The 12,678-nt window shown below is 31.1% G+C and carries 12 protein-coding genes; 1 reads left to right on the forward strand and 11 read right to left on the reverse strand.

All coding sequences use genetic code 11. From position 1 onward, the window contains the following. The first annotated feature begins 81 nt into the window (after positions 1–81). Positions 82–852 (forward strand): class I SAM-dependent methyltransferase, encoded by a 771-nt coding sequence (locus ACKX2A_RS13210; RefSeq protein ID WP_415325239.1) that lies wholly within the window; start codon positions 82–84, stop codon positions 850–852. Positions 853–981: 129 nt separating this feature from the next. On the opposite strand, the gene ACKX2A_RS13215 is transcribed toward ACKX2A_RS13210, so the two are convergent. The 11 genes from ACKX2A_RS13215 to ACKX2A_RS13265 all read right to left on the reverse strand — a co-directional run bounded on the left by ACKX2A_RS13215 (position 982) and on the right by ACKX2A_RS13265 (position 12,670). Beyond that, positions 982–1,923 (reverse strand): glycosyltransferase family 2 protein, encoded by a 942-nt coding sequence (locus ACKX2A_RS13215; RefSeq protein WP_415325240.1) that lies wholly within the window; start codon positions 1,921–1,923, stop codon positions 982–984. A 240-nt stretch (positions 1,924–2,163) separates the two neighbouring features. Then, complete coding sequence (locus tag ACKX2A_RS13220) at positions 2,164–3,162, reverse strand: acyltransferase family protein (protein WP_415325241.1); 999 nt, start codon at positions 3,160–3,162, stop codon at positions 2,164–2,166. A gap of 18 nt (positions 3,163–3,180) precedes the next feature. Continuing rightward, positions 3,181–4,116 carry a glycosyltransferase family 2 protein gene (locus ACKX2A_RS13225; protein WP_415325242.1) on the reverse strand — a complete coding sequence of 312 codons (936 nt, stop codon included), beginning with the start codon at positions 4,114–4,116 and terminating at the stop codon, positions 3,181–3,183. Continuing rightward, positions 4,116–5,912, reverse strand: coding sequence for an asparagine synthase (glutamine-hydrolyzing) (gene asnB / locus ACKX2A_RS13230; protein WP_415325243.1), 1,797 nt, complete (start codon positions 5,910–5,912; stop codon positions 4,116–4,118). The genes ACKX2A_RS13225 and asnB overlap by 1 nt, the downstream gene beginning before the upstream one ends. 6 nt (positions 5,913–5,918) lie before the next feature. Beyond that, the gene (locus ACKX2A_RS13235; RefSeq protein ID WP_415325244.1) at positions 5,919–7,496 is read right to left on the reverse strand and encodes a hypothetical protein; all 1,578 of its coding nucleotides are present in this window, start codon (positions 7,494–7,496) and stop codon (positions 5,919–5,921) included. Positions 7,497–7,499: 3 nt separating this feature from the next. Further along, positions 7,500–8,285, reverse strand: coding sequence for a class I SAM-dependent methyltransferase (locus ACKX2A_RS13240; protein WP_415325245.1), 786 nt, complete (start codon positions 8,283–8,285; stop codon positions 7,500–7,502). A gap of 14 nt (positions 8,286–8,299) precedes the next feature. After that, a complete protein-coding gene (rffA, locus tag ACKX2A_RS13245; protein WP_415325246.1) occupies positions 8,300–9,424 on the reverse strand; it encodes a dTDP-4-amino-4,6-dideoxygalactose transaminase in 1,125 nt (374 codons plus the stop codon). A gap of 1 nt (position 9,425) precedes the next feature. Next, entirely contained in the window at positions 9,426–10,055 is a 630-nt protein-coding gene (locus ACKX2A_RS13250; RefSeq protein ID WP_415325247.1) for an acetyltransferase, read from the reverse strand. Next, on the reverse strand, positions 10,052–10,750 hold the full coding sequence (locus tag ACKX2A_RS13255) for a WbqC family protein (RefSeq protein ID WP_415325248.1): 699 nt from the start codon (positions 10,748–10,750) through the stop codon (positions 10,052–10,054). The genes ACKX2A_RS13250 and ACKX2A_RS13255 overlap by 4 nt, the downstream gene beginning before the upstream one ends. Next, a complete protein-coding gene (locus ACKX2A_RS13260) occupies positions 10,747–11,673 on the reverse strand; it encodes a glycosyltransferase family 2 protein (RefSeq protein WP_415325249.1) in 927 nt (308 codons plus the stop codon). Before ACKX2A_RS13260 ends, ACKX2A_RS13255 begins: the two co-directional genes overlap by 4 nt. 76 nt (positions 11,674–11,749) lie before the next feature. Beyond that, positions 11,750–12,670: a glycosyltransferase family 2 protein gene (locus tag ACKX2A_RS13265; RefSeq protein WP_415325250.1), complete on the reverse strand. Its 921-nt coding sequence runs from the start codon at positions 12,668–12,670 to the stop codon at positions 11,750–11,752. Positions 12,671–12,678 lie beyond the last annotated feature (8 nt).

Below are 12,678 nucleotides of genomic sequence, written 5' to 3' on the forward strand. Positions count from 1 at the left end.
GTGTTAATAAATTTTTACAAATATAATTATATCTTAAAGATTACGGAAAAATCTTTATTTTTGTGTCTTAAATTTAACACAGTGAGTGAAATAGTAAGAGTTCTCAAAACATTTGTCGCGTATCTTAAAAGACCGGATTTGTATCCGGAACTAGGAAGGAAAATCATTAAAAACACCGTAAACAGGGGAAATGCTTTCAAGGGAAAAGAAAAAACCAATTCCTGGGCAGCTTCCAGAGCAGTTTCTCAAAAAGAAGCTGTTAAGAAACTTTTCGGAATTGATATTGAACCTTTCAGAAGTACATACGCTGATATTTTAAAAACCGCGGATCAAAAAGAAAAAGCTTGTCCTATTAAAATGGGAGGTCCGGGAGCATTGGAATTAATCTATTACGCTTGTGAATTTACGAATGCTAAAAACGTAATTGAAACAGGAGTAGCGTATGGATGGTCTTCTTTGGCAGCACTTTTATCTTTGGAGAAAAGAGAAGGTACTTTGTATAGTTCGGATATGCCATATCTGGCGCAAGACGGAGATCAATATGTAGGGTATGTAGTTCCCGAAAATCTTAGAAAATATTGGAAATTATTCCGTTTTGCGGACAAAGAGTCTTTACCTAAAATTTTTGCTGAAAGTTCGAATTTCGATGTTTTGCATTATGATTCTGATAAAGCATATAATGGTAGATTATGGGCTTATGAGGAAGTTTATAAGAGACTGAATAGAGGAGGGGTGTTTATCAGCGATGATATTGGTGACAATTCTTCTTATCAGGATTTTTGTGAAAAAAATAATATTGAAACTACTGTTGTAGAATACGAAGGTAAATACATTGGTGTTTTTATAAAGTAAAAATAATAAGAATAAAAGATAAAACTCCGACATGTTATATAAAAAAAATGTCGGAGTTTTTTTTATTATTTTTATTGCGAAATTTTCAAGTAGAATAAGTGATTTTTCTTTTCAGACAAAAGCTTACTTTCATATAAGATAATCCCTGAAATTAATATTATAAACACCTGAACGAATACTTGGATAATCCGTAATGATATATTTTGCGATCATGCTCCACTTTTTAATCGTCGGTGCGAGAGCAATCTCAAAACTTCTGTGCATTCTGTTGATATGTATTTTTACATCTTCCGGAAGCGTTTTTTCATTTTGTGCCCAATTGTTAATTTCTCGCCACAGTAAAACCTTTGTTGTGGCAGGTTTTACTTTTTTTGTATCAATAACAGTTATTCTATTACTTTCATGCACTCCCCTCATTGCAACAGCTTTATCTAAAATACCGGGATAAAGATCTAGATAATAGGATAGTCTGAACAAAAATTCAGTATCCTGATGAAGCCTTAAATGAGTTTTGAAAAAAGGTTTTAATTTTTTGATTAATGCATCTTTTCTTATTGTCAAACAATCGATGCTAAAAAGACCAAAGCTTCCTCGCATATTAATTTGCCCGGGAAAAACTTCCTTAGGCTCATGTTTTTTGTAAACAGTTGTTAAATTATCTTGAAAAAGGTGATAATATTGCTCTTTTGCTTTATCAGAATAATAATGAACACCTAAAGCACCATAAACGCCCTCTACTTTTGGATCTTTAAAAAGTTCTTTTTCGGCATCAAACCGATTGGGAAGATAATAATCATCTGCATCAAGAAATGCAATAAAATCTCCGGTAGCATTTTCAAGGCCTAAATTCCTAGTTGAGCCCGCTCCATGATTTCCTTTGTCTGGATGTTGAAAAAGCTTTACTCTGTCGTATTTTTGAGTTAATTGTTGACAAACCTCCAACGCATTATCCGGCGATTTATCTTCAATTAAAATTACTTCATATACATCTTCAAACTGAAGAGCAGATTCTACAGCCTGAATTACATACTTTTCGGCATTGTATACGGGAACGATTACGGAAATTTTCATCTTTATGCTTTTAAATTTTTTTATTTTTTACCATTGTCAACTGTAAAATATCTTAAAAAACCTGGTTACAAAAATAGTAACTAGGTTTCTAAAAATAGAATGAGGTACATAAAAATATTAATTTGGTGTAAACTTCTAAAAGCTGCATGCATAAATGGATGAGAAAGATACAAAGAAATTGAAATATTTACGACAAAAATTTCAATAAAGTTGATCTTTTTTATGAATAATGAACTCAGGTTATGCTTTCAATTTTAACTTTAAATAATCGGTAAGTTTTTTTTCAACAAAATAATATAAAACTCCGGCAACAAAAATGACAACAAAGATTTTAAAAATTAAATAAGGAATATTAAGATATCCCTCAATTTTAAAATGTCTGAAAAATATTTCGACAAAAGGATGTGAAAGATAAAGAGAAAAGGAAATATCACCTAAAAAAATAAGCGCTCTGTTCCCCTTAAATTGAAAAGTATAATCGAACATTAAAAATGATAAAACAAAAAGAGTAATGATTATTAATAATAACAATTGATTTGTAACTGTAATTATATTAAAAAACATGAGACAAAAGAATAAAATTCCGATGCTGGAAATGATAGCTCCCCATTTTTTTGTGATTGGATATTTATTTAAAATAAAGAATAATAAAATACCGGCAACAAAGAAAAGATTCAGATTGCTTGTGACCATTTGTAAATAAGCATTTTCTAAGTTGAAAATAAGTCCAAACAAATAAGACACAAAGAAAAATGAACCAATGAAAATGTATCTTTTTTCTTTAAAAAATAGTGATAACCCAAAAATAAAATAAAAAAACATTTCATAATTGAGAGACCAGCCTAAATACAGAACAGGAAAAGTGTTTTTTTGTGGAAGAAACAGAACCGAATAGAACAATCTGGAGAAATTTTCTCTTTCAAAATAAAATAAAAAACTCCCGCCAATAACCATCCATGCAAGGGTGAGTAAATAATACAAAGGAACAATTCTGATTATTCTCTTTTTAAAGAATGATGAAGCTTTAGTGGAAATATTTTTACTTACATCTAAGTTTTTGGTCGTAAAAGCCATGATAAAACCGCTAATCACGAAAAAAATTTGAACCCCAATACTTCCGTTAATAAATAAAATATTACCCAGTTTTAGATTTTCAAAATTTATATATTCTCGAAAATGATAACAACAAACCAATAGTGCTGAAATTCCTCTTAATATTTGTAAGTTATTGAGCTTCATTTTGAATAAACTAGACGATTATTTATAGTAATGAAACCTATATTTTGTCTTTAGAATAATTGGATTTTTAAGAGCTTCAAGAGCAATATTCAAATATTTATCTAATCCTTTTTTCAAAGACAAATCGAATGATTTATAGTTTAGATAAAATCTATTTTTATATTCGCTCTTAAGATGATTTTTATCTGCCCAATCGTACAAAGATTTCCAGTAAATATGCTGTCTTTCATTATATTGTTGAGAATATTGTACAATTTTTGTGATTCTGTTATCATCATGTATTCCTCGCATAGCGACAGCCTTATCAATAATTCCGGATTTTAAATAACAATGATAAGCCAGTTTTATATTAAAATCCGAATCCTGATGAACACGAAGGTTTACATTAAATCTTAAATTGTTTTTTTCCAAAGCAGATTTTCTGATTGTTAAAGCATTTAAATGAAAAAATGTACCGAAAGGTTGGGGTGTTAAACTTAATAAACCACGGAAAACCTCTTCTCCTTCTGCAGGATAATTTACGGTGGTAAGTGGAGCATCGTTAAATTTTTTCTGATATTCTAGCCTTCCTTTTTCCGTTAAATACTCTACACCTATTGCGCTGAAAACTCCTTCAACTTTTGGATCTTTAAAAATCTCTTTTTCCGCATCGAATCGGTTCGGAAGGTAGTAATCATCTGCATCTAAAAATGTGATGAAATTTCCAGTTGCTTTTTCAATACCTAAATTTCTTGTTGCTCCGGCTCCGTGATTTCCTTTATCAGGATGCTGAAATAATTTTATTTTGGAATTTTCAGAAGCAAGTTTTTCGCAAATTTCTAACGAGTTGTCAGTAGATTTATCTTCAACCAAAATGACCTCTTTCACCTCATCAAAACGAACCGCAGATTCTACACATTTTTCCAGAAATTGCGAAGCATTATAAACCGGAATAATTACTGAAATATCAAGCATTATAAAAAGTTTTGATTGTTGTGAGCCCAAAGCGCCATTTGTAAAAGATTCCAGTGTTTATGGTCTTTTTTAAGAAATTGTTGTGTTGCTTTAAAATCAATATAATTAAATATTTTCTGATTCTGATCTTTCAATAAATCGTTGGATAAATTGATCAGATTTTCTTCTTCAAACCAACTTTCTACACTCATTCCAAAACCTTGTTTGTGGCGTTTTCTGATGGTTTCTGTCCAATAAGATCCCATCGCTTCACGAAGAATGATTTTATCGTTTTCGTTATCCAGTTTCAGTTGTTCAGGAAGTTGAATGCAAAATTCAGCAAAATCGAGATCAAGAAAAGGAGTTCTTACTTCTAAAGAGTTTGCCATCGCCATTCTATCAGATTTTACCATCATATTACTCGGAACATAGCCTTCCAGATCTACTCTCATAATGTCATTCAAAGAATCAGGATTTGGTGCGAAACTATAAGGTTGCGTATAATTTGCTGTAATTCCCAATGCATTTTTTTCTTTTGAATTAAATGCATTTCTCACAAAATTCTGATGGAAATCCAAAATATTTTCATGAGCCAAATTCTTCTGAGATACGAAAGAAATTGGTTTTATTTTTTGATATAAATTTAAACCAAACTTAGCAATGATATTTTTATAACTGAAATGATTTCTTAATTGATTTTCAACTCGATAAAAATTATAACCACCAAATAATTCATCTCCAACATCTCCAGAAAGAACAACGGTAAGATTTTTCTTTGCATTTCGACAGATTTCAAAATGAGGAATAAAAGAAATATCAGCAAAAGGCTCATCGAAATAAGGTGAAATTTTTAATAATGATGTTGCTAAATCTTCCTTTTTTTCATGAACTTCAATATGATTGGTATTGTATTTATCTGCAATTTCTTTAGCATATTTTAGTTCGCTGTGTTCGTGGTCGTATCCAAAGCTGATGGTTGTTTGTTTCGGTAAAAACTCAGAAACCAATGCAACAATTGATGATGAGTCTAAACCACCACTTAAAAAACTTCCAACTTCAACATCGGCAATGAGTTGTTTTTTTACAGCATTTTTTAATAGATAAGTAAACTCTTCCTTTGCATCAGATAAACTCAAAACCCTGTCTTTTGCCGGTAAGCTGTAATATCTTGAAATATGTACTTTGCCATCCTTCCAAATCAGTTGATGAGCGGGAGGGAGCGTATGAATATTTTCGTAAATGCTGTGATAAGAATTCACATACCCATATTGTAAATAATAAGAAATAGCCTCCTGATTTACTTTTGGCTGAATAAGTCCGGATGCTAAAATAGCCTTGATTTCAGAAGCAAAAATAAACTCATTGTTTTTTCCGATGGCGTAGAAAAATGGTTTTTCCCCAAATCGGTCTCTTGCACAGAAAAGTTCCTGTTTTTCATTGTCCCATATCGCAAAAGCAAACATTCCGGGAAGGTCGTGGATAAGGTTTCCTTTTTTTCTCTGATACATTGCCAAAATAACCTCCGTATCGGAACTTCCGTGATATGGATATTCGGGATATTGCGCTTTGATGGTTTGATAACCATAAATTTCACCATTCAGGACGATACATTCGTTTTTTGTACTAGAAAACATGGGCTGTTTTCCGTTTTCCGAAAGATCGATAATGGAAAGTCTGCGGTGACCTAAAGCTGCATTTTCATAAAATTCAAAATCCGAAGAATCTGGACCACGATGCGCCATTGCATCGGTCATTTTTTTCAGTTCTTCATGATAGTTTCGGGCATTATTAGCTATGATTCCGGCTATTCCACACATCTGTTTTTATTTTTTTTGAAAATTTGAGGGAAGGTACAATGTAAATCTTCCGGTTTTTACAACTTTATATTTTTCCGGATTCCTTACGAATTTTAAAGGTACAATTTCTTTTGGATAGAAAGGATAATCGTTGCTTTCTATGTAAATATAATCGTCGGGTGTTTTTCCTACTTTTTTAATAATAAATGAAATATAATTTTTTAATGTAAAATAATAATAAATAGGAGGTTTTGCATTTAAAATATACAAATAACCCATCAGGTGATTACTAGAATAAATTACATTAGGCTGATTTTCCAAATAGGGTCGCAGATCTTCGATATCTTTTTTTCTTCCTTTATCTAAGTATAAATCAGAGCCATTTACGTTTACTTTTTCAGTTTGCTCTACAAAAACAAAATCTTTCCAGCCTTTATCCTTTAATCTATCAGGAAAAATAAGACATTGGAAAATGAAAAGTGAAATAAAAATAGAGTAAAACCGAATATTATACAAAGATAAAATTATGGCTACTAAAGCAATATAATAGTATATGTCATACAGATTTCCTCTTGCTTCAAAATAAGCGCCTGAGCCGAATGAAAGGGCAAAAGGAATCAGTGAAAATACAACCAGCATTGTTTTCTTTTCCAGACTAATATCTTCTAAAAAATACCTGAAAATTAATAATGCTAAAAGAACATAATTAATAAAAATTATCGGATAGAAAAGGGTCGAAATCACAAAAATTACAGCTAAAATCATTAAAATATAATTTAACTGCTGAATTTTATTTTTTGAAAATTTATGCAAATATCCAATCAGCATTCCTGCCGGAATAAATATAAAACCTACAACTTTTAAAATCCAAAATATAAAAAATCTTTTTGGGTGCTGTTTTGTGTGAAATTCCTTATAGTATTTAATCCATTCAAACTGGGAAACAAATTTTGAAAAACTTTCAATGAAAGTAAAATAAAAAACAATTCCCAATAAGCCGCCTGCAATAATGTAGAAGACTGGTCTTTTATCTTTTTTCCAAAAATTAATGAATAGAAACGCACCAATAGGAATAACAACTATTGTGTGAGGAATTCCGTTAAATAGTAATATTCCAAGACAAAATCCTGAAATGATTAGTGGAAATAATTTTCTATAAATCAGATAAATAAGCAGCAGTGAAAGGGAGATATTAATTAAAATTGTATTTCCAATATATTGATGTATTGCAATATTACTGATTCCCCAAGTGAAAAAATTAATGGTTATTCCGAGAATACCAATAAAGAAAGGACTGACTTTTAATTTATAATATTTACTTGCCAAAAAGTAAAATATAAACGTAGAAATATTTAATAATCCATACGTTATGAGTCTGAATTTATAAATATTCTCGGTAAAAAGGAACTTGAAAATCCGATAGAAATTGGTGGAATCTACCGTGGGTAAACTTTCGTGGTCTTTATATAAAAAAAGATAAAAAGCTTCATCATTGAAAATGAAACCTTTATCAAGATTTGAATAAACAATAAAGCCAGTAAAAAGTGCACCAATAACAAAAATCCAGCTTACTATATTTTCATATCTGTATTGAACTTTTTCCATGAACTATTTTTTTTGAGCCCAAATACTAAATCCGGAAGCTACATTTTTACTCATTGGATAAAACTGAAATATTACATCCAAAAACTTTATCGGAAAGGTAAGAACCATAAACAAAAGATATAATATCGTATGGAGAGGTTTAATTCCGAAAGAAAAAATCAAGGCAAACCATTCCTGCACTACCCAAAGCATGCCGGAAGTAGGACCAATGGGTGTCAATTTTAAAATTTCAAATTCTCTGAATTGATGCTTCATCCCTTCATAAGTAAACCTTTGAAAATCATACGGCGAAGCGTGGAAAGGCTGCATAAAAGGAATAAAACAGTAAATTTTTCCTCCTGGTTTTAAAATTCTATGAATTTCGGAGATTACTTTTTGTGGATTGGGAACATGCTCCAAAACCGCAATATTGATAATATAATCCACAGAATTATCCTTAAAAGGAATATTTTCTATATCGCAGATGACGTCTACATTTTCGTAAGGCAAAAGATCTACATTCAGAAGATCTTCTCCAAGATCTGAACTTCCGCTTCCTAAATTTAGGGCAACAACGTTTTTTCCTTTGATCTCATTTTTAATAATTTTTCTGATATCAAATAATGGTTGAGGATAAACAGGACTGATAAATTCTATAAGCAGATTATAAAATTTCCCGAATTTTTTCAATTTATATTTAATTTTATCAAGAAAATCTGTTACAACTTCTTCCTGAACAGGTACAAAAATGTATTTCCCATTCTTTTCGTGAAAATTATCTTTAAATAATTCTGTATTGATTTTTTTCATCTTAAAATATAAATTTAAAATTCATTTATTGTGTTAATAATCTTTTGCTGTTGCTCCTCGTTCAATTCATAATATAAAGGAAGTCTTAGCAGACAATCTTCAAAATGATCCGAATTTAGAAGTTCTCCATTCTTATGTTTTTGAGCATAAAACTCACTTTTATGTAAAGAAAGATAGTGGAATACAGCTAAAATATCATTTTCTTTAAGCTTTTTTATAAGTTGGGTTCTAGACTCTAGATCCTTGCAAACTATATAAAACATATGTGCATTATTTGTAGCATATTCAGGAATTAGCGGTAAAGAAATATTTTTATTATCCTTTAAACCTTCATGATATTTGTTCCAGATTGCCAGCCTTTTCTCCTGAATAAGATCAATATTTTCCAGCTGAGCCCAAAGAAATGCTGAAATAATTTCGCTTGGAAGAAATGAAGATCCTGTATCTACCCAACCATATTTGTTGATTTCACCACGGAAAAACATAGAACGGTTTGTCCCTTTTTCCCAAATGATTTCTGCTCTGTTTATGAATCTTTCATCATTAATAGTCAACATTCCACCTTCTCCTGCAATAATATTTTTAGTTTCATGAAAAGAAAATGCGCCTAGATGACCAATGCTGCCCAATGCTTTTTTTGTTCCATCTTTAAAGGTATAATAACTATCAATAGCTTGTGCAGCATCTTCAATTACAATGATATTGTGTTTTTCCGCAACTTCAAGAATTTTTTCCATATCACAGGCAATTCCTGCGTAATGTACGATAACGATTGCTTTGGTCTTATTTGTAATTAAATCCTCAATTCTATCCGCATTAATATTGGGATTATCTGCATACGAATCGGCAAAAACTATGTGTGCATTTTGTCTCACAAAAGCTAATGCTGAAGAAACGAAAGTGTAGCTCGGAACGATAACCTCATCTCCGGATTGTATATCCGCAAGAATTGCGCACATTTCTAATGCATCCGTACAAGATGTAGTAAGTAAGGCTTTTTTGAACCCATATTTTTCTTCAAAAAACTGCTGACATTTCTGTGTAAAAACACCATTTCCTGAAATTTTTCCGGTAGCAACAGCTTCTTCTATATATTTTGTTTCTTTTCCTGTAAGGAAGGGTTTATTAAAAGGAATCATTTTATTTAATTTTTCTTGCGGGACTTCCTACATATGTTCCGGATTCTTCAAGATCCTTCGTTACTGTAGTATTTCCACCCAGTTTTACATCATTTGTTATATTTTTATTATCTATAATTGTAGAGTTTATGCCTAAAAAGCATTTTTCTCCTGTCGTTACAAACCCAGCGATTTTTACTCCTGGAGCAAAAAATGAATGGCCCCCTATTTTACTGTCATGGGCAATGATACACCCTAGATTGAGAAGGCAATTTTCAGAAATTACAACATTTTTATCAAGAATTGTTCCCGGGTAAATGACTGTTCCATCAAGAATTTTGGAAGAACTGTCTTGTATTGTCGTTGAATGAACAACTTTTCCGAAAGGAATATTTGTACTATATTTCAGATAAATTTCTTTTCTTTTTTCTAAATGATTGTAGCCAATCCCGATCATAAGTTCATCAAACTTTTTGTCTTCAAAAGCCTGTTCTATTTTTTCAGTGCCACCTAAAACTTCATAGCCGCTTTTTTCAGAACTGGTTTCAAAATCATCAAAAAATACAACTTTTTGATAATGATTGTCCTGAATCGCAAAATTGGCAATCTGCATTCCCAATTCTCCTGAACCAATTATAGCAAGTGTTTTCATTTTTGTAATGATTTGGTTTTTAAAAAGTTTTTGGCATTTGTTCCTTCATTAAAGATGAGATCTAAAATCGTGACCCCATGTTCAAAAGGGGGATAAAGCTGTGAATATTCCGGATATCCAGAATAATCGAAATAATGAAGGTTGATTCCAGCTTCGTTAAATATATTTTCTTCCATGTAGGCTTTTGCGGCAGGACCGGAAATATATTCATTCCCATTGAGTTGTGTACAGATATCTACAAGTCGCTGGGTTCTATTTTCAACCAAATAGAATTCCTTTGATGATTTAATATTAAAATCGATATCTAAAAATCTACACAAATGATCCATGAAATAAATGTTTACGTCGGTAAGATATTCCTGTGTAGCATTTGCATACAGATCTTCAACAAAATCTTTTACATCAACAAAGTTTTTTGCGTGTTTATAATTTTGTTTTAACGTTTCCCAATGAGAATTATTCCATTTGTTCTGAACAACTTTCGTTTCATTTATTTTTTGAGATAAAGATGTTTTTTCAACTGGAATAGTGAGCCATTTCAACCCCTTATCCGTTTTTATCATATTTCTATTTCGCCAGTCACCTTTTGTGTATTGCATATCATCGTATATCACAAAAATATCGCTGGTCTCGATGAGATCAAAATATCCTTTCCATGGAATATAATTGGATTGTAGTATTAGTATTTTATTCATCTTTGCTCTGTTTTTATTTCTTCATCGATAATGTATACAGGTCTGTTTTTTACCTCGTCAAAAGTTTTTCCGACGTACAATCCTACAATACCAATGCAGCAGATAATTACCCCAGATAAAAACCAAATTGATAATATTAATGAACTATATCCCGGTTCAGTAATTTTTCCGCGAAGAGTTTGAATTAAAAAGAATATGGCAACAAAAACAGATAAAAGTGATATTGCTCCCCCAAAACCTACACATATTTTTAGAGGTTTATTAGAAAAAGATACGATGATGTTAAATGCCAATGAAAACAGTTTACTAAAACTATAGTTACTTTTTCCTTCCATTCTCCCGCTATGCTCAACACTTATTTCGTAACGATTAAAACCGACCCAATTGACAAAAAGAGGAAAAGCTTTTATATAATCATTAATATCCAAAATACTATTGATGACTTTTCTATGGTAAATCCCGAAGTTGGCTACTTCTTCATTTACCTTCATATCAGTAAGATAATTGAATGTACGAATGAAATATTGTGAAGTTAGCCTTTTGATTGCATTATCTTTTCTTTCTTTTCTTTTTGCTTGTACCATATCATACCCTTCAAGAGCTTTATGATACATTTTTTCGATTTCTTTGGGTTGATCCTGCATGTCACAGTCCATTACAACAATCCAATCGCCTTTGGTTTTGCTTAAACCTGCCATGATAGCAGGATGTTGACCAAAATTTCGGCTCAATCGGTATATTTTTAACTTAGGATTTTCTTTGGCTAAAGATTTCATTACTTCCCATGAATTATCAGGGCTTCGATCATCAACAAGAATGATTTCATAATCTTCACCGATTTTCTGAGCAACCTTAGAAATCTCAGAAACCAGCAGAGGTAATATTTTCTCTGCACGATAAACAGGACTAACGATACTAATCATGAATTTTTAGGGACAATAAGTTTTTTTCAATTTTTTTTGCTACCAAGTTTTGGCAGATAAAAATAATATTTTTTTATTATAGATTAAGAAAGCAATGTGGTTCTTTTATTATTTTTTCTTTAATTTTTGAAAATTTAATAGCGTTTTTCTTGATATTTTGATAAGTTTTAAAATGTTTTTTAGCCTGATTGATATTTCCGATAAGAAAATTTTTAAAAATACTCTGAAGCAATGCCTTTTTTTCCTGTTGTAAAGAATTAGGTAAATTAGGATTTAGAATTTTGGTTTCTATCGTTGTATCCTTATATTTATTATAATCTATTTTTTCTAAAGATTGCTTGCCATCATGCACAACTTTACTTTCTGGAACAAGGAAGATTTTCTTTTTATGGTAATGTAGTCTGTTTACATATTCATTGTCTTCACCATAGTGAAAGAAAAAAGGATTGAATCCGCCTACAATTTCTATCGTTTTTTTTGGTAAAAACCAATGCGCAGCATTCATAAAATCTAGCTCATATATAGGTTTCAAAGTTTGAAAGTATAGATCTGAAATTAGCCTTGTCTTATCGCAGTTGTAAGAAATATATTTATCAAGAAAGATATCCAGTTTTTTTTCTGTACCGTCGATATGTACAGGACTTAGAATGCCTATTTCGTCTTTATTGGGATGAGAATTATAAACATTTAATAATATTTCAAGGCTGTCTTCATACAACCATGCATCCTGATTCATTAAATAAAAGAAATCTGCGCCTTCTTTATACGCTTTTTCAAATCCGATATTATTCGCTTTTCCGAAGCCTAGGTTTTCTTCAGATTGAATAAAGTCTACTTCCGGAAAATTTATCTTAATATAATCTTGAGAACCATCTGTGGAACCGTTATCAACGACGATACATTTTACAGGAACGGAAGAATGCCTTAAACTGGTAAAGCATCTTTCTGCCCATTTCATGGCATTGTAGGTAACGATAATAAAATAAATTTTGGGCATTTGTGTTT

The sequence above is a fragment of the Chryseobacterium sp. MMS23-Vi53 genome (assembly GCF_047651245.1).
GTDB lineage: Bacteria > Bacteroidota > Bacteroidia > Flavobacteriales > Weeksellaceae > Chryseobacterium.